Here is a 16,939-nt window from a genome sequence, read left to right on the forward strand (position 1 = left end):
GCTCTACAACAGAATCACGAGAACGTCATGAGCCAGAAAGTCACCCCGCACCAATTACACGCCTGGCTGTTCGACGGGCAGGAAATCGCCGTCTTCGATGTTCGTGAACACGGCCAGTACGGTGAAGCGCATCTGTTTCATGGGGTAAATCTGCCTTATAGCCGCCTTGAGCTGGACGTGCATCGCCTGGCCCCCAACCCTCGGGTCCGTCTGGTGATTTACGACCGCAATGATGGCGACCTCGCCTCACGTGCCGCGCAGCGTCTTGAAGCGCTGGGCTATAGCGGCGTGCATATTCTTGAGGGCGGCACCGATGGCTGGCGCGCCGCCGGACGGGAGCTGTTTGCCGGAGTACACGTGCCGTCGAAGGCCTTTGGCGAGTTGGTCGAAGAGGCCCGCCATACGCCACACATCAGCGCCTCCGAGCTGGCGGCGATGCAAGCCAGTGGCACGCCACTGGTGTTGCTGGACGGCCGGCCGTTCGATGAATACCGCAAGATGACCATTCCCGGTTCCGTCTGCTGCCCCAATGGCGAGCTGGGCTATCGGCTGACCGAGCTGGTGCCGGATGACACCACGCCTATCGTGGTCAACTGCGCCGGCCGCACGCGCAGCATCATCGGCGCGCAGACGCTGATCGACCTGGGGGTGAAAAATCCGGTCTACGCCCTCGAAAACGGCACTCAGGGCTGGTACCTCGCCGACTTGCCGCTGGAACATGGCAGCGAGCGCCGATACCCGAACGTCCCGCCGGGCGCTTCGCTGGAGGCGCAACGTCAGGCGGCTCAACATCTCGCCCGGCGCGCCGGGGTGCAGGCGGTGGATGCGCCGCAGGTTCTGGCGTGGTCTGCCGACGAATCCCGGAGTCTGTTTCTGTGCGACGTGCGTACCCCGGAAGAATTTGCGCTGGGCAGTTTGCCGGGCGCGCAACACACGCCGGGTGGGCAGTTGATTCAGAGCACCGACCTGTACATCGGTGTGCGTCAGGCGCGGTTGGTGCTGGTGGACAACGACGGCGTGCGCGCGCCGATCGTCGCCGCCTGGCTGCGTCAGCTGGGCCACGACGCCTATGTACTGGAAGGCGGGTTGAACAGCGGCTTGCACCTGCCGATCGACAACTCCGGTGTCTTGCCGCCCCTGGCTGAAGTGGGCGCTGCCGAACTGGCAGATGCGCTCCGAGACAATACGGTCGTGCTGATCGACCTGCGCGGCAGCATGGCGTTTCGTAAAGGCCATATCGAGGGGTCGCGCTGGTCGATCCGTCCTCGCTTGGCTGCCGATGTGGTTGGGCAAGGCAGCCCCGTCGTGCTGGTGGCGGAGCAATCGGCCGTGGCGGCGCTGGCTGCACTGGAGTTGCCGGAGGAGCTGCGCGGCTCGGTGCGCTGGCTGAATTTCAATGCATGGCAGGCGGCAGGTTTCAACCTCAGCGAAAGCGCCGGTGATCCGCCTGACGAGGACTGCATTGATTTTCTGTTTTTCACCCATGACCGTCATTCGGGCAACAAAGCGGCGGCCCGGCAGTACCTGGCCTGGGAGATCGGTCTGTTGGGGCAAATGACCGAGCAGGAGATCGCCAGTCTCAAGCCCTTGTCGGCCATCGCAGAAGATGATCGCGTTCGTACCCGGCTGGTGCATGCCGCCCGAGGCGCAAAGGGCGACGGGCCGCGCGGCGTGAACCCGCCGGTCACGCGAATGAGCACTGTGTTATTCGATAGCCTTGGCGACATGCGCGACGCACGAAAGCGCCGCGACACTGAGCGCGTGTTGAGTTACGGCGCGCGTGGTAACCCGACGGCGTTCGAACTGGAAGACCTGATCACCGAGCTTGAGGGCGGTTACCGCACTCGCCTGTTCGGTACCGGCCTGGCAGCGGTTGCGCAGACATTTCTGGCCTACCTGCGCCCAGGCGACCATGTGCTGATTACTGACGCGGTGTATTCACCGGTGCGGCAGATCGCCGAAGCATTCCTGGCGCCGTTTGGTATCCAGTACAGCTACTTTTCTGCCGACGGCAGCGGCTTGGCGCAGCAGCTGCAAGCCAACACCCGAATGGTCTACACCGAGGTTCCCGGCTCGCTGCTGTATGAACTGTGCGACCTTCCGGCGATTGCTGCGCTGTGTAAATCGAAAGGGATTTTGCTGGCAGTCGACAACACCTACGGCTCCGGGTATCAGTACCGGCCTCTGGCCCTGGGCGCCGACATTTCCATCATGGCCCTGACCAAATACCTGAGCGGTCACAGCGATGTGGTCATGGGCAGCGTCTGTACCACCCAAACCGTCTGGCAGCGTCTGGCCGTCATGACCGACACCTTCGGCAACACCGTGAGCCCGGACGATGCTTATCTGGTGCTGCGCGGTGCCCGCACCCTGGCGGCAAGGTTGGACGTCCACGAGCGCCAGGCCTTGCAGGTCGCGCACTGGCTCCTGGAACAGCCGCAGGTTAAAAACGTGTTCCATCCTGCGCTGCCCCATCATCCGGGCCATGCCCTATGGAAGCGCGACTTCAGCGGCAGCAACGGCTTGCTCACCTTCGAACTCGAGGACGCCGACCCCCGCTATCTGGAACGTTTCATCGACGCGCTGCAACTGTTCGGCCTGGGCGCGTCGTGGGGCGGGTTCGAAAGCCTGATCATCGTCGCGAACGTCGGTGATCGTGATAACGGTCCGGACAAATCCCTGAATCCGTTGCTGAGGCTGCACATTGGGCTGGAGGATGTGGAGGCGTTGATTGAGGATTTGCGGAGGGGGTTTGAGGCGATTGTCTGATCGACGAATAGGCCTTGATTCGTGACCAGCCCCGCAAATGTTGGATCGGCTGCGTAAACGTCTTTACCAGGCCGTGCAGGCGGCAAACCCGAAAGAGTTGATCGTTCGAAAGGCCAAAATTTCGGTCGCGATAAATATGTACCGCATGCTGGTCGGATGCTTTCGCCATTATTCGCTGCCTCGGGTTTGGACGAATATGGCGATGGGAAGGCATGGAAAGGACACCAAACTGCGTGATCAGATCCTTAAATCGGAGGCGCGCCAGCAGGTCAATAACGCCGTTGGCAACTCGCTCAAGCTAAACGCGCTGGGTGTTAATGGAGGGTTAATACGCTTTGCGCCTATAGATTCAGCCGCGATAGAGATCAGTCATGGGTGGTATGGCAGCTCATATCCATGGGGGGACGTACCGTGGTGGAAGCGCAAAGATGCCAGAGGGCTTGATCTCGCCCTTTGGCATGCCGATGAACTTTGCGGTTTGTGTTATGCAACACCGCGAAGGAGCCGTTTGCGGATCAAGGTCATCCTGCTTGAGGGGCAGCCGAACACGAACCATCCCCTAAAAGGACTGGTGGCCCGGATGATGTTTCTAGCGGTAGGTGTTTACGCAAGGATGCTGGGCTGTGAAGTCATCCAGATTGAGAGCCCCGAGCCAGGTGTGGTGAGTTACTACCAAAGGTTGGGTTTCCAGTTCGATGCGGATGGATGCCTTGTCATTTCGGCAGGTCGTTCCTAATATGACTTTCTCAACCAGGGCAGGGAGGTGCTCATGAACACAAGGAAACGCAGAGAAAAACTGCAGTCGATCGCTGAGTTCCGAGCCTCAGCGCGCAAGCGCGCTGTTGAAATAATCCCCTCGCAGATGCACTTCCTGCGCGGAGCGCTCGAGATTGAAAGAGAGCTTGAACCCGCCGGCCCGATGGCTGGGTTCAGGGGCTGACTCCTCAAAAGAAAACCGCCGACATCGTCAGTTTTGTTGTTCTAGGATGTCCCCAGGACCACAGCAGGGAGGTGCTCATGAACATCAAAAAACGCAAGGCCAAGATTCGGGAAATGACGGAATTCAGTGCCGAAGCGCACAAGCGTGCTGCGGAATATGTTCAAGCTCAGCTGCATTTTCTGCGCGTAGCAATCGAAATTGGAAGAGACCTTGAACCAGCTGGCCCGATGGCTGGGTTCAGGGGCTGACTCCTCACAAGAAAACCGCCGATATCGGCGGTTTTTTCTTGAGCGGCAATCAGCGCCTCACCCCTATGGCCTCAGCATTCGTGAGGTGCTGTGTTCCATTCTTCATGGCCGTGAGTTCTTCAAAAACCCTAATAACGCCAACACCGGAAATACACTCCCCACGACCACAATCCACACCCAGCCACCATGGTCATACAGCGCACTGGCGACCACCGATCCAATCGCGCCGCCGATAAAGATGCTGGTCATGTACAGCGCGTTAAGCCGGCTGCGGCTTTTGGCGTCGAGGGCGTATACCGCGCGCTGGCCGAGGACCATGTTCATCTGCACGCAGAAATCGAGGATGACCCCGGTGACTGCCATGCCGATCACGGCGTATGCCGGTTCGATCAGGCTGGGCAGAAAGCTCAGTGCGGCGAACAGCATGGCGCACAGGCTGGCGACGCGGGTGTGGCCGGCATCGGCCAGGCGGCCGGCGATGGGCGCGGCGATGGCGCCGATGGCCCCGACCAAGGCGAAGAGGGCGATCTGGCTTTGCGACAAGCCGTGATTGCGCGCCAGTTCCAGCGGCACGGCGGTCCAGAACAGGCTGAAGGTGGCGAACATGCACGCCTGATAAAACGCGCGCTGGCGCAGGACCGGCTGTTTGCGCAGCAGGGTCCATAACGATTTGAGCAACTGGCCATAGGTGGCGCTGTGGGCAGGCTGATGTTTAGGAATGGTGGTCGCCAGCACCACGCTGATCAGCAGCATCACCACGGCGGCCGTGCCGAACACCGCGCGCCAGCCGAAATGGTCGGCGATCAGGCTGGCAGCGGGCCTTGCCAGCAGAATCCCCAGCAGCAGGCCGCCCATGATGCTGCCGACCACGCGCCCGCGTGTTTCTTCCGGCGCGAGGTTGGCGGCCAGCGGCACCAGAATCTGTACCGCCACCGAGCTGAAACCCACCAGCAACGAAGCGATCAGGAACAGGTTGGGCGTCTGCGCGAACGCGGCGCTAAGCAGACTGAGCATGGCGACGCCGGTGGTGACGATCATCAGGCGACGGTTTTCCAGCAAGTCGCCCAGCGGCACGAGGAAGAACAGGCCGAGGGCGTAGCCGATCTGGGTCAGCGACACGATGAAGCTGGCGAGTGTGCCGGACAGGCCGATGTCCGGCGCAATCAAGCCAATGATGGGCTGGGCGTAATACAGGTTGGCAACGATCGCGCCGCAGCAGAACGCGAACAGCATCGCCAGGCCCTTGGTCATGGTGGCGCCGTGGGTCGCGGGAGAAATGGACGTCATGGGAATACCTGGAGAGGTTGCAGGCTCGGCAGAACGATTCTGGTACGGCGTGCAGAAAAGAGTGGCGCGAGGTTAACGCTTTTTCGTTGCGTTAAGAAGGGGTGGCAGTGGAATGGCGCAGCGTTGGTCGGCGCACGTCATGGAGTGACGCCTTACCCGCACCAAAGCCGTGCAGCCCACGACAATAGCGACGTTCCGGTCGCCCGGCCGAAACTTTTCCACGTGCGCTTCGGTCACTGCTTACACATACCCCCCTCACACCCCATCGGAAATAAAAATATGCCTCGGGCAATCTGGAAAGGCGCGATCAGTTTTGGACTGGTGCATATTCCTGTGGCGCTGGTGTCGGCGACGTCCCGCCAGGGTGTCGACTTCGACTGGCTGGACAAGCGCAGCATGGACCCGGTCGGTTATAAGCGCATCAACAAGGTCTCCGGCAAGGAGATCAATAAGGAAAACATCGTCAAGGGCGTGCAGTACGAGAAAGGGCGTTACGTCGTCATCAGCGAGGACGAAATTCGCTCGGCGCACCCCAAATCAACCCAGACCATCGACATCTTCGGTTTCGTCGACAGCGACCAGATACCGCTGCAGCACATCGACACCCCGTACTTTCTCGCCCCCGACAAGCGCGGCGAAAAGGTCTACGCGTTGTTGCGCCAGGCGCTGGTCGATACCGGCAAGGTGGCGCTGGCCCATGTGGTGATTCGTACCAGCCAGCACCTGGCGGCGGTGATGCCGCTGGAGTCGGCGATCGTGCTCGTGCTGCTGCGCTGGCCCTCGGAAGTGCGCGGGCTCGACAGCCTCGAGCTGCCCAAGGAAGCCACCGACGTCAAGCTCAGCAAGAGCGAGCTGGACATGGCCAAGCGGCTGATCAAGGACATGAGCACCGAGTGGACGCCGGACGCCGAAGAATACCGCGACACCTTTCAGGACCAGATCATGTCGCTGGTGGAAACCAAGGCCCGCGAAGGCAAGATCGAGAACGTCGAGACCGATGCTGGCGACACTGAGCGTAAGTCGGCTGATGTCATCGATCTGACCGAGCTGCTCAAGCGCAGCCTGGGCGGTCGCGGCACTGCAGCGAAGGCGGCGCCTGCCAAAGCCAAACCGGCGAGCAAAAGCAAAGCCGAGTCCAAGGACGATGCGCCGGCGAAGCGCCGTGCTCCGCCCCGAAAGAAGACCACCAAGGCCTCTTGAACGCGTGTCCTGTAGTAGCGTTAAAAGATGCACCGTTCCAATGCGCAGAGGTTCATCGTCATGACAAAACCTGTGAGTGAATACACCCGCAAGCGCAACTTCGATGTCACGTCCGAGCCGGCCGAAAGCGAGGGCAAGACGCGAAGCAAGAAAGGCAAGGCGCTGAGTTTCGTCATTCACAAGCACGACGCGCGCAACCTGCATTACGACTTTCGCCTTGAGCTGGATGGCACACTTAAAAGCTGGGCGGTGCCGAAAGGGCCGAGCCTGGACCCGAAGAACAAGCGCCTGGCGGTGCACGTCGAAGACCATCCGCTGGGTTACGGCACGTTTGAGGGCAGCATTCCCGAGGGCCAATACGGTGCTGGCGACGTGATCGTCTGGGATCGCGGCATCTGGCAGCCCCATGGCGACCCGCAGGAAACCTACAAGGCCGGCAAGCTCAAATTCACCCTGATCGGTGAAAAACTCACCGGCGACTGGGCGTTGGTGCGGACTCGCTTGCCCGGCAACAGCGACAAGGAGCAGTGGCTGTTGATCAAGGAAAAGGACGATGCCGTGCGCTCGGGCGAGGAATACGACGTCGTCGTCGACAAGCCGGAAAGCGTGGTCAGTGGCGCAACGGTGGGCGAAGGACGCAAGCCGGCCAAGAATGCCAAACGTAAATCGGCGGCATCTGAACCCGCTGCCGACACCTCTGCCGCGAAGACGCCCGCAAAAAAGCCAGTGCAAAAAAAAGCCAAAACGCCTTCGCCCAAAAAGCCCGGCGTGCCGGCCAAGCTCTCGCCGCAGTTGGCGACGCTCATGGACACCCCGCCCGAAGGCACATGGCTCTACGAAATCAAGTACGACGGTTATCGGATTCTGACCCGCATCATCGATGGCGAGGTGAAGTTCTTTACCCGCAACGGCAATGACTGGACCGATCGATTGCCGCTGCAGGCCAAAGCCGTTGGCGATTTGAAGCTGGACAACACGTGGCTGGACGGCGAGGTGGTGGTGCTCAACGACGCCGGGCTTCCGGATTTTCAGGCGCTGCAGAATGCATTCGACATCGACCGCAGCATGGACATCATTTATTACCTGTTTGACGTGCCGTTCCTGAACGGTGAAGACCTGCGGGAGACGCCGGTCGAAGACCGTCGTGCGGCGCTGAAGAAAGTGCTGGGGCGACAGAAAAAGGGCCTGCTGCGGTTCTCCGAAGCCTTCTCTGCCGGCCATCGCGACATCATCGAAAGCGCGAGCCTGATGTCCCTCGAAGGCGTCATCGGCAAGCGGGCCGGCAGCGTGTACCAGTCCAAACGCAATGCCGACTGGATCAAGCTCAAATGCAAGCTGCGCCAGGAGTTCGTCGTCGTCGGCTTCACCAAACCTCAGGGCGCGCGCAATGGTTTTGGCGCGCTGCTGCTGGCGGTGAACGAGGAGGGCGCGGGTCTGGTGTATGCCGGTCGGGTCGGCACGGGGTTCAATCAGCAGATGCTCAGCGACTTGCTTGAGCAGATGAAGCCGCTGGAACAGGACCCCTCACCGCTGGCGAAGAAAGTTACCAGCGCCCAGGGCCGGGGTGTGCACTGGATAAAGCCGACCTTGGTGGCGGAGGTCGAGTTCGGCGAATGGACCCGTGACGGCATTATTCGTCACTCGGCGTTTGTCTCGTTGCGCAGCGATAAGCCGGCCAGTGAAGTGGTCCACGAATACCCCAGGACGCCGAGAGACATCAAAGCACCGTTCAAACCCAGCGCCGCCAAAGCCAAAGCGCCGAGCAAGAAATCCGCGACCCGCGCCGATCCTTCAGCCGAGAAGCCAAAGCCGGCCAGCAAGCGTGCAGGCAAGGACCGCATCGACGTGGCCGGCGTGATGGTCAGCCATCCCGAACGGGTGATCGACGCCGAAAGCGGTCTGCACAAGATCGAGCTGGCGCAGTATTACGAATCGGTGGCGGACTGGATTTTGCCGCACCTGGACCATCGGCCCGTGGCGCTGTTGCGCTGCCCCGAAGGCGTGGCGGGCGAGCAGTTTTTCCAGAAACATTCCGAGCGCATTGCGATCCCCAACATCAAGCAGCTGGACCCCAAGCTCGACCCCGGCCACGCGCGTTTGATGGAGATCGACAGCGTCAAGGCACTGGTCGGTGCGGCGCAGATGGGCACCATCGAACTGCACACCTGGGGCGCGACCTACGATCAGATCGAGCTGCCGGACCACTTCGTCCTGGATCTCGACCCGGACGACCAGTTGCCCTGGCGCAGCATGATCGAAGCCACACAACTGACGTTGTCGACCCTCGACGAGCTGGGCCTGGATGCGTACGTCAAGACCAGCGGCGGCAAGGGCATGCACATCGTCGTGCCGCTGGCGCGCCGGGCGGATTGGGAGTCGGTCAAAGCCTTCGCCAAGGCGCTGGCGCAATTCATGTCGCGGGAGCTGCCGGACCGATTCACCGCCACGTCCGGGCCGAAGAACCGGGTGGGCAAGATCTTCATCGATTACCTGCGTAACAGCCGGGGCGCCAGTACGGTCGTGGCCTATTCGGCGAGGGCGCGGCCGGGGTTGCCGGTGTCGGTGCCGATCAGCCGTGACGAGCTGACCGAGGTGAAGTCCTCGGCGCAGTGGACCATCGCCAACCTGCAGCAGCGTTTGCGCAAGCTGAAAGCGGATCCGTGGGCCGGTTACAAGAACACACAGCGCCTGACCAAACCAATGTGGAAGCGTCTGGGCGCCACGCCGCCGGGGTGAGGCTTTGAGTCACTCGCGCTGTGACGGGTGTCTGGCCAGCCATGCCCAAGCCGCCATCGCCGCGGGCGCGACCCGTGAAGAAGTCGCCGCCGCACTGGCTACCGCGATCTCGTTGAATGCGGGCGCTGCGTACATCTATTCGATGCACGCGCTGGAAGCGTATGACGCGCTGAAGCCATAAATCGCGGTAGCTCGCGGCGATACGCAAAGGCCGGCAGGGTGCTTGCCGGCCTTACGCGTCGCTTCCGCACTTGGTTAGATCACTTGACCCCGTCAGTCCGCTCGCCCACTTCCGCCGGATAAAATTCCCCTTCAAGCCCTGCGGTCAGCAGGCGTTCACGCACTTGTGTTTCGACTTCGAGCACCTGCTCGGAGTCGTCGATGTCGTCAACCACCAGCCAGACCGGCATGACGTTCTGACCATGGGTGCCTTCGCTGAGCATGTCGTGGGAGAAGACTTGGTTGGCGCGCCACAGGCACAGTTCGTCATCGGTGTGATGGGGTTCGCGAACGGCGGTCGGTGAGGTCAGCCAGATTTCGGTGTAGGGGCGCAGGTCTGCGTTGGCGAGTTCGTTCAGGGTGATAACGGTTTTCATTTTGTGTCCTCCAGTGTTCAAGATGGAGTTGTGACGCATGGGGCTGCCCAGCGTTCCCGCGATCTGCGCAGATGGTTGCAGTATCTGCCGAGATTAAGAGCGTCTGCCCGGAGGCAGACTGTGAAGATCAAAAGCGCTGCGCAGATCAAGAGCTTCCCGGCTAAAGCCGGGCCTACAGTGCGCCGCCGATGCCATGGGATGCACGCGCTGCTGTTTAGTGGGACCGGCTTCAGCCGGGAAGAGGCCATTCCAGGCGCTGATGTCCGATCGTTCCCACGCTCTGCGTGGGAATGCATCCCGAGGCGCTCTGCGTCATTCCGGGCCGATAGGAGGAATGATTGAGTTCCAGCGCCAACCCGCGATCTGCGCTGATGGTCGTGCGGACTTGAACCGGGGCCGCGTGCGTGGGGTCGACCATTCACTGTGCGCTCACGTCAGCCCGACCCGGAGACATGCCCGTGACCGACCCACGCCCGCTCACCCGCAGAAGACTGATCGCTCTGGCAGCAGGTGCCTCGGCGGCGTTGGTGTTTGACGCAGCGGTCGGTGATGCGAGTGCAGGCGTCCCCGCCACAGCATCCGAACCGCCACAACCTGGCACATCGCCCGTTCAATCAGGAGAGCGGAACATGCTCACGCGAGACATTCCATCCAGCGGCGAAGCGTTGCCGATGATCGGCCTCGGCACGTATCGCGGGTTCGATGTCGAGCCCGGCAGCGATGCTTACAAACTGCTGCCCGCCGTGGTGGATCAGTTGTTCCACGCCGGCGGCACGGTGATCGACAGCTCGCCCATGTACGGCCGCGCCGAGGAAACCACGGGCGAGTTGCTGGCGATCCATCAGCCGTCATCGCCAGCGTTTCTGGCGACCAAGGTCTGGACCCGAGGGCGCGACGAAGGCATTGCCCAGATGGAAGCGTCGTTCCGGCTATTGCGGACCCAGCGCATCGACCTTATGCAGATCCACAACCTGCTGGACTGGAAGACTCACCTGCCAACGCTGCGTCAGTGGAAAGAGGAAGGGCGCATTCGCTACGTCGGTCTGACGCACTACACCCCGTCGGCCTACGCTGAGGTGGAAGCTGCGCTGAAGGCCGAAGCGTTCGATTTTCTGCAGATCAACTACGCGCTGGACGATCGCGCGGTCGAGGCGCGGCTGCTGCCGCTGTGTCGTGAGCGAGGGGTGGCGGTGATCTGCAATCGGCCGTTCGGTGGCGGCGGTCTGCTTGGCCGCTTGCGCAACACGCCGCTGCCGGGGTGGGCGGGGGAAGTTCAGGCCAGGAGCTGGGCGCAACTGGCGCTGAAGTTTCTGATCTCGCACCCGGCAGTAACGTGCGCGATTCCCGGTACGGGAAATCCGAAATACATGAAGGAAAACGCCGAAGCCGCCAGAGGGCCTTTGCTTACCGATGCCCAGCGCCAGCAGCTGATTGCCCTGATCGGCTAATTTTGCCTACCTCCGGTTGGGCCGTTTCATATGAACGGCGCGAACTGAGGCGATCAGCGTTTGACCGGCGCAGGCAGAGTGACCAGATCCACGTACGCATCCCAGAACTTCTTCTGATCCACGGCGTACACCACTTTCGCCTTCTGTGTGCCGACGGGCGCGCCCTTCTTGTAGCCCATGGAGCGGCCGTAATCCGGTCCGAAGTGGGCGTCGACATCGACCCACAGGTCTTTGGACTCGGTGACCAGTTCCGGATGCACCAGGTACAGCGCAGGCAGGCTGTCCCAGGTGAAGCTGTGATGGTTCGGGTCCTTGTCGAGCTCAGGCCCCAGCACCGTTTTGTACAGGTTGGGAATCACGCCTTTGCTGGCGACGATGCGCTGGTAGACCGAGCTGTCGAAGATGACCTTTTCGCAGACATCGTTGGGAAAAATCACGTGTTCGATGGGCGAGCGCAGGACGATTTTTGCGGCCTCGGGATCGAACCACCAGTTGAATTCCGCCGCTGGCGTCGTGTTGCCGGGGATCTCGATGGCGCCGCCCATGTAGACGATGCGTTTGATCAGCGGCACGATTTCCGGGGCGCTGCGAATCGCCAGAGCGATGTTGGTCAATGGGCCAACGGCGAGAATGGTCACCTCGTGGGGGTTTTTCTTCACGCTGTCGACGATGAACTGCGCGGCGGATTCGCTGCGTAATGCAGTGTGCGTCGCAAGCCCGTCCGGCGGCGAAACCAGTTGCGAGGCCGAGGTCGGACGCGGGGTCTTGAACGCCCCCGGCCAGCCTGCGCCGAACAGGGCTTTTTCCTGGTCATACGTGGCGAAGTCGTGCAGCAGCGGGTAGGCCGCGCCGGAGTACACGCCGATGTCCTTTTCCACGCCCATGCGCTCGACAGCCTTCAGCGCATCGACCTGCTCCTGATCGACCCACGCGTTGCCGCTGACGAGGGTCATGCCCAGCAGGTCGATGCGCTTTTGCGCGTGCAGTTGCGCCAGCATGATGAAAGCCTGGCCGTCGTCGTTGAGCACGTTGAAATCGGTGTCGAAGATGACCTTTTCCGCGGCCTGCAAGGAGGTCGCGGACAGTCCCAGCGTCAGGGCCAGGGCACAGCTTTTCACAAACGCCTGCATGGTCTGATTCCACAATTGTGATGGGATGAATACGATTCGCCGGGTTGGAGCGCGGCGTGTCCCGCGAACGCGGTGGGTCAGTCAGTAAAACGTTGACTGACCCACCGCATTCGCCAGCAAGCTGGCTCCCCCGGGATAGGCGTCCAGCGCGACGAGTTACCGATTCACCAGCTTTGCCGGCAACGCCACCACCAGCAGGCTGCTCAAAATCAGGCACCCGGCAAAGAACCACAACGCGCCGGCGCTGCTGCCGGTGACATCGATGGCGATGCCCATCATCGAGTTGCTCACCAGCCCGGCGATGTTCGCCAGCGAGCAGGCCAACGCGAAACCCGTCGCCGCCGCCCGGCCCTTGAGGAACGTTGCCGGCAGGCTGAAGAACACCGGCACCGCGCCAATGATGGCGGCCGAAGCGACGGCAAACAGCGCGACGGTCGCGACCACGTTATGGGTGAAAAACGGGCTGGCAGCCATGGCCACGGCGCCGATCCAAAACGGCACGATGATGTGCCAGCGCCGTTCGCGACGACGGTCGGAGCTGGCGCCGATCATCAGCATGCCGATCAGCGCCGCGACGCTGGGCAATGCGGTCAACACGCCGATGTGGAAGGTGTCGGTGACCCCGGCGTTCTTGATGAACGTCGGCATCCAGAAGCCCATGGCGTAGGCGCTGAGCAAGATCGAGAAATCGATGCCGCCGAGCATCCACACTTTCAGATTGAAAAAACCGTCGCGAAAGCTGTGCTTGCTGTCCTTGCCCTCAACGTCGTCCAGGCGCAGTTCGCCTTCCAGCAAGGTTTGTTCGGCGCTGTTCAGCCATTTGGCTTCTTTCGGATTGTTCGGCAGCGCCCAGAACGTCATCACCCCCAGCAGCACGCTGGGAATGCCCTCGATCAGGAACAGCCACTGCCAGCCACGCAGCCCGGCAGTCTGGTCGAAATGGCCCATGATCCAGCCCGACAGCGGGCCGCCGATGACGCTGGAAAGCGGCAGGCCGATCATGAACAGCGCGATGATGCGGCCGCGGCGGTAGGTCGGGAACCAGGTGGTCAGGTAAAACAGCACGCCGGGCAGGAAGCCCGCTTCAGCGGCGCCGAGGAGAAACCGCAGCACGTAAAACTGCGTCGGCGTGCTGACGAACAACATGCAGGACGACAGCAAGCCCCAGGTGATCATGATCCGCGCGATCCAGATCTTCGCGCCGACCTTCTCCAGGACCAGGTTGCTCGGCACTTCGAACAGGATATAGCCAACAAAAAATAGCCCGGCGCCCAACCCGAACGCGGTCTCGCTGAAGTGCAACTGGTCGAGCATTTGCAGCTTGGCGAAACCGATGTTGATGCGGTCCAGGTAAGCGGCCAGGTAGCAGAAACACAGGAAGGGGATGAGCTTCCAGGTGATCTTGGTGTACAGCGCTTTGATCGGGTCCGCGGCTAGGTTCGCGGAGGTTTCTACATTCGCAGAGGGCATGGGTGTCTCCTGGCGTTTCTTCGACCGGTGAGCGCGGCGGCTGATTTTGCCTGCGTTTGCGGTGTTGTCATATGGGGGACGAAGCGGCAAAGCGCCAAGCTTCAAGCGGCAAGAGGGGACCGCATGCTCTTGACTTGCGGCTTATCGCTTGAAGCTTGCAGCTTGCAACTGTGTCATCGCCTCCTGCTTGCTCACCACATCTCCGTACTTGCTGTCGATGTCGAACAGGTTCGCTTCATGGGGATCGGGATGCCGGTCACCCACGCATTCGCGCACGACGATGGTCCGGAAGCCATGCTGCACGGCATCCACCGCGGTCGCCCGGATACAGCCGCTGGTGGAGCAACCGGCCAGCACGACGGTGTCGATCCCTTGGGCGTGCAGCATTGATGCCAGTGACGTGCCGAAGAACGAACTGGCGTACTGCTTGCTGATCACGACCTCTTCGGGCAATGGCTGCACGGCCTCGCAGAACGCGGCCAGCGGGTTGCCTTCGACCATGTCCTTCATCACCGGCGCTTTTTTCACCCACATGCCGCCGTCCGCGAAATGCGTGGGGTGGTAGCGGATGTTGGTGTGCACCACCGCGATGCCGTGTTCCCGCGCACAGGCCAGCAGCTCGACGCTTTCGGCCACCGCACTGACCACGCCGGGCGCATATAAAGGCGCGCCGGGTTGGGTGTAGCCCTGCATGAAATCGATCATCAGCAAGGCCGGTTTCGCACCAAAACCGATGCGATTGCCCCAGACGCCCTGATAGTTGGCGTCCGCGCTTTGTGGGTCGGTCATTGCGTTCTCCTGTTCATCGTTTTAAGCGAGGACCGTCAGGTCAGCGGCGTACCGAGAAAGTCACCGAACGCGGCAAAGAAGCCCGGCAGGTTGTCCCACGGAATCATGTGTCCGGCGTTTTCCACTCGCGCGATCAGGATGTTCGGTTGTAGCTGTCGGATTTCGGCTTCGTCTTCCGGTTGAATCACGCCGCCGCGGCCAGCGACGATGAGCAGGGCAGGGACCGGAAGGTTCGGCAGGTCCTGGTGGAAATCCACGTCGTGGAAGTCATTGAAGGCGCGGACGATGGCGGGCTCGTAGCAGGTGTGCAGCCACTCGGCGCGCAGTTGCAGTTGTTCCTCGGTCCAGGTCGGGCAGAACGCGCGCATGTCTTCGGCGCTCATGCCCTGTTGCGACTGGCGGATCGAATCGACGTACCACGGCAGCTTCGCCGGGTATTCACGACGGCCCGGCCCGGACACCGGCGGATCGATCAGGACCAGGCTTTTCAGGCCCTGGGGGCAACGAATCGATGCCCGAACGGCAAAACGCGCGCCCATGGAGTGACCGGCCAAGTGATAGCTGTCGATGCCCATGGCGGCGGCGAACGCACCGATGTCGTCGGCGCAGGTGTCGACGCTGTAATCCAGATCCGGCCCCGTCGAAGAAAGCCCGCGACCGCGCGCATCCAGCACGTAGGTGTCGAAAGACTGGCCCAGGCGTTCAGCGACGAACCCCCAGGTGATCGCCGGGCTGGTGATGCCCGGGATCAGGATAAGCGCCGGTTTGCCGGAGTGAATGTCGCCGCCGTAGCGCAGGTAATGCTGACGGATGCCGTTGGCCTGGACGTTGCCGCCATGGATGAATGTGCTCACGCCGCCACCCCCGATTTCAGCTCCTGGCCGTACAGGTCGTACCCGTAAACCCAGGCCGGATCTTCCTGGGTGCGCAGCCAGGTGTTGGCGTTGGAAACCGCTTGCACCCGAGAGGCGCGTTCCTTGCGATTGGCTTCGTAGAGCTGGAACGCCGTGCGGTAGTCGGTGAGGCCGGTTTCCTGGAGGCAGCGGGTGAGCATCGCGGCGTCTTCAATGGCCATGCCGGCGCCCTGGGCCATGTGCGGCTTCATCGGGTGGCAGGCGTCGCCCAGCAAAACAAGGCGACCGCGACTCCACAAAGGCAACGGGTTGCGGTTGAGCAGCGGCCACTTGGTCACGCTGTCGGTGGACTCGATCAAGGCCTGCACAGTGGGGTGATAACCGGCGAAGGCTTCGTACATTTCGTCCCGGCTGCTGTCGACCCAATTGCCCTCGAAGTCCCACGCTGCATGGGGCACGCCGGTGACGTAGTAATACTCATCGCGCTTGCCGGTGGTGTGATAAACCATCATGTGACGGTCCTCGCTCCACCATTTCACGCAGTTCTCGAACTCCAGGTTGTATTTGGTCAGCACCTCGCTGGGGATCAGCGCGCGGTGGGCGACCCAGCCGCTGTACAGCGGTTTTTCATGGCCCAGCAGCTCTTCGCGAATCTTGGAGTTGATGCCGTCGGCGCCGATCACGATGTCGGCGTCGGCGTGGGTGCCGTCGGCAAAATTCAGGCGCACGCCGTTGTCGCGTTCTTCCAGCGTGGTCAGGCATTTGCTGAAGTGCACGCTGCCCGGCGCCAGCGTCGACATTTGCAGCGCGTGCAGATCACCGCGGTGCACGGTGATGTAGGCCGCGCCGTACTCCTTGAGGGAGAACTCGCCCAGGGCGATGCGCGACAGGTAATCGCCGGTCGCACCGTCGCGGCTGAACCAGAAATCCGGGTGCGAACCCATGTCGCTGAGCTGTTGCTCGATGCCCATGCGCCGGAAGATTTTCATGATGTTCGGGCCCATGTGGATACCAGCACCGATACGAGAAAACGCGGGGGCTTGTTCGTAGATATCGACGTGGAAGCCGGCTTTCTGCAACAGCGTCGCAGCCGCAGCGCCCCCCAGACCGGATCCGACGATGGCGATTTTTTGCGTGGTTGGCATGGCGCGCATTCCTTTGTGTTTCATGAGCTCTGAATGACCGGAGCTCTGGATGACGGCGAGGCGAAAAGAATGTATCGCGTCGCTGGGTTTTTAAAGTGTATACGCTGATATTTTTAAAAGTGAACCGATATTTCCAGAAACGGCAGGCGGTGTCGCAAACAGGCATGTCACCTGCTGTAACCCTTATTCATTGGGATCTGTGTGGTTGGGTAACAGAGTGGCGTGCCTATTGCAGCGGCGTCCGGATTGATGTCTTATCGCTTTTAATAAGTGTGTACGCTTTAAAAAGTGCACTGGTCTGATGCGCGACGCCTTGCAATGGTGCAT

Annotated in this window: 13 protein-coding genes and 1 pseudogene; 7 read left to right on the forward strand and 7 right to left on the reverse strand. The window is 61.4% G+C overall.

Annotated features, from left to right (window positions below; genetic code table 11):
• Positions 1-27 precede the first annotated feature (27 nt).
• From metC to ABEH28_RS07715, 3 genes are all read left to right on the forward strand, one after another.
• Entirely contained in the window at positions 28-2,769 is a 2,742-nt protein-coding gene (gene metC / locus ABEH28_RS07705) for a cystathionine beta-lyase (protein ID WP_346629558.1), read from the forward strand.
• A 37-nt stretch (positions 2,770-2,806) separates the two neighbouring features.
• Positions 2,807-3,505: an N-acetyltransferase gene (locus ABEH28_RS07710; RefSeq protein ID WP_346628175.1), complete on the forward strand. Its 699-nt coding sequence runs from the start codon at positions 2,807-2,809 to the stop codon at positions 3,503-3,505.
• Between the two features lie 281 nt (positions 3,506-3,786).
• Complete coding sequence (locus ABEH28_RS07715; protein ID WP_346629559.1) at positions 3,787-3,957, forward strand: hypothetical protein; 171 nt, start codon at positions 3,787-3,789, stop codon at positions 3,955-3,957.
• A 102-nt stretch (positions 3,958-4,059) separates the two neighbouring features.
• Here the strand turns inward: ABEH28_RS07715 and ABEH28_RS07720 are convergent, their stop codons facing one another.
• Positions 4,060-5,244: an MFS transporter gene (locus tag ABEH28_RS07720; RefSeq protein ID WP_346629560.1), complete on the reverse strand. Its 1,185-nt coding sequence runs from the start codon at positions 5,242-5,244 to the stop codon at positions 4,060-4,062.
• 279 nt (positions 5,245-5,523) lie between these two features.
• Here ABEH28_RS07720 and ABEH28_RS07725 point away from each other — a divergent pair, with 279 nt between their 5' ends.
• From ABEH28_RS07725 to ABEH28_RS07735, 3 genes and pseudogenes are all read left to right on the forward strand, one after another.
• A complete protein-coding gene (locus ABEH28_RS07725; protein WP_192174757.1) occupies positions 5,524-6,444 on the forward strand; it encodes a Ku protein in 921 nt (306 codons plus the stop codon).
• Positions 6,445-6,504: 60 nt separating this feature from the next.
• The gene (gene ligD, locus ABEH28_RS07730; protein ID WP_346629561.1) at positions 6,505-9,180 is read left to right on the forward strand and encodes a DNA ligase D; all 2,676 of its coding nucleotides are present in this window, start codon (positions 6,505-6,507) and stop codon (positions 9,178-9,180) included.
• Position 9,181: 1 nt separating this feature from the next.
• Positions 9,182-9,361 (forward strand): annotated as a pseudogene (locus tag ABEH28_RS07735) (carboxymuconolactone decarboxylase family protein); the annotation flags it as partial.
• Between the two features lie 79 nt (positions 9,362-9,440).
• Here the strand turns inward: ABEH28_RS07735 and ABEH28_RS07740 are convergent.
• A complete protein-coding gene (locus tag ABEH28_RS07740; RefSeq protein WP_192174754.1) occupies positions 9,441-9,776 on the reverse strand; it encodes a hypothetical protein in 336 nt (111 codons plus the stop codon).
• Between the two features lie 452 nt (positions 9,777-10,228).
• Between ABEH28_RS07740 and ABEH28_RS07745 the strand changes: the two genes are divergently transcribed.
• A complete protein-coding gene (locus tag ABEH28_RS07745; RefSeq protein WP_346629562.1) occupies positions 10,229-11,224 on the forward strand; it encodes an aldo/keto reductase in 996 nt (331 codons plus the stop codon).
• Positions 11,225-11,277: 53 nt separating this feature from the next.
• On the opposite strand, the gene ABEH28_RS07750 is transcribed toward ABEH28_RS07745, so the two are convergent.
• The 5 genes from ABEH28_RS07750 to ABEH28_RS07770 form a co-directional block, all read right to left on the reverse strand.
• Entirely contained in the window at positions 11,278-12,354 is a 1,077-nt protein-coding gene (locus ABEH28_RS07750; RefSeq protein WP_346629563.1) for a nucleoside hydrolase, read from the reverse strand.
• A gap of 156 nt (positions 12,355-12,510) precedes the next feature.
• The gene (locus ABEH28_RS07755) at positions 12,511-13,824 is read right to left on the reverse strand and encodes an MFS transporter (protein ID WP_346629564.1); all 1,314 of its coding nucleotides are present in this window, start codon (positions 13,822-13,824) and stop codon (positions 12,511-12,513) included.
• Between the two features lie 141 nt (positions 13,825-13,965).
• Positions 13,966-14,613: an N-carbamoylsarcosine amidohydrolase gene (locus tag ABEH28_RS07760; protein ID WP_346629565.1), complete on the reverse strand. Its 648-nt coding sequence runs from the start codon at positions 14,611-14,613 to the stop codon at positions 13,966-13,968.
• Positions 14,614-14,648: 35 nt separating this feature from the next.
• The gene (locus ABEH28_RS07765) at positions 14,649-15,467 is read right to left on the reverse strand and encodes an alpha/beta hydrolase (protein WP_346629566.1); all 819 of its coding nucleotides are present in this window, start codon (positions 15,465-15,467) and stop codon (positions 14,649-14,651) included.
• Positions 15,464-16,612: an FAD-dependent monooxygenase gene (locus ABEH28_RS07770; RefSeq protein ID WP_192174749.1), complete on the reverse strand. Its 1,149-nt coding sequence runs from the start codon at positions 16,610-16,612 to the stop codon at positions 15,464-15,466. Before ABEH28_RS07770 ends, ABEH28_RS07765 begins: the two co-directional genes overlap by 4 nt.
• Positions 16,613-16,939: the final 327 nt, after the last annotated feature.

Source organism: Pseudomonas sp. Ps21-P2 (assembly GCF_039672565.1).
Lineage (GTDB): Bacteria > Pseudomonadota > Gammaproteobacteria > Pseudomonadales > Pseudomonadaceae > Aquipseudomonas.

Coding starts and splice junctions, on each gene's coding strand:
- metC (WP_346629558.1), top strand. CDS start 28: ATGAGCCAGAAAGTCACCCCGCACCAATTACACGCCTGGCTGTTCGAC.
- ABEH28_RS07710 (WP_346628175.1), top strand. CDS start 2,807: ATGTTGGATCGGCTGCGTAAACGTCTTTACCAGGCCGTGCAGGCGGCA.
- ABEH28_RS07715 (WP_346629559.1), top strand. CDS start 3,787: ATGAACATCAAAAAACGCAAGGCCAAGATTCGGGAAATGACGGAATTC.
- ABEH28_RS07720 (WP_346629560.1), bottom strand. CDS start 5,244: ATGACGTCCATTTCTCCCGCGACCCACGGCGCCACCATGACCAAGGGC.
- ABEH28_RS07725 (WP_192174757.1), top strand. CDS start 5,524: ATGCCTCGGGCAATCTGGAAAGGCGCGATCAGTTTTGGACTGGTGCAT.
- ligD (WP_346629561.1), top strand. CDS start 6,505: ATGACAAAACCTGTGAGTGAATACACCCGCAAGCGCAACTTCGATGTC.
- ABEH28_RS07740 (WP_192174754.1), bottom strand. CDS start 9,776: ATGAAAACCGTTATCACCCTGAACGAACTCGCCAACGCAGACCTGCGC.
- ABEH28_RS07745 (WP_346629562.1), top strand. CDS start 10,229: ATGCCCGTGACCGACCCACGCCCGCTCACCCGCAGAAGACTGATCGCT.
- ABEH28_RS07750 (WP_346629563.1), bottom strand. CDS start 12,354: ATGCAGGCGTTTGTGAAAAGCTGTGCCCTGGCCCTGACGCTGGGACTG.
- ABEH28_RS07755 (WP_346629564.1), bottom strand. CDS start 13,824: ATGCCCTCTGCGAATGTAGAAACCTCCGCGAACCTAGCCGCGGACCCG.
- ABEH28_RS07760 (WP_346629565.1), bottom strand. CDS start 14,613: ATGACCGACCCACAAAGCGCGGACGCCAACTATCAGGGCGTCTGGGGC.
- ABEH28_RS07770 (WP_192174749.1), bottom strand. CDS start 16,612: ATGCCAACCACGCAAAAAATCGCCATCGTCGGATCCGGTCTGGGGGGC.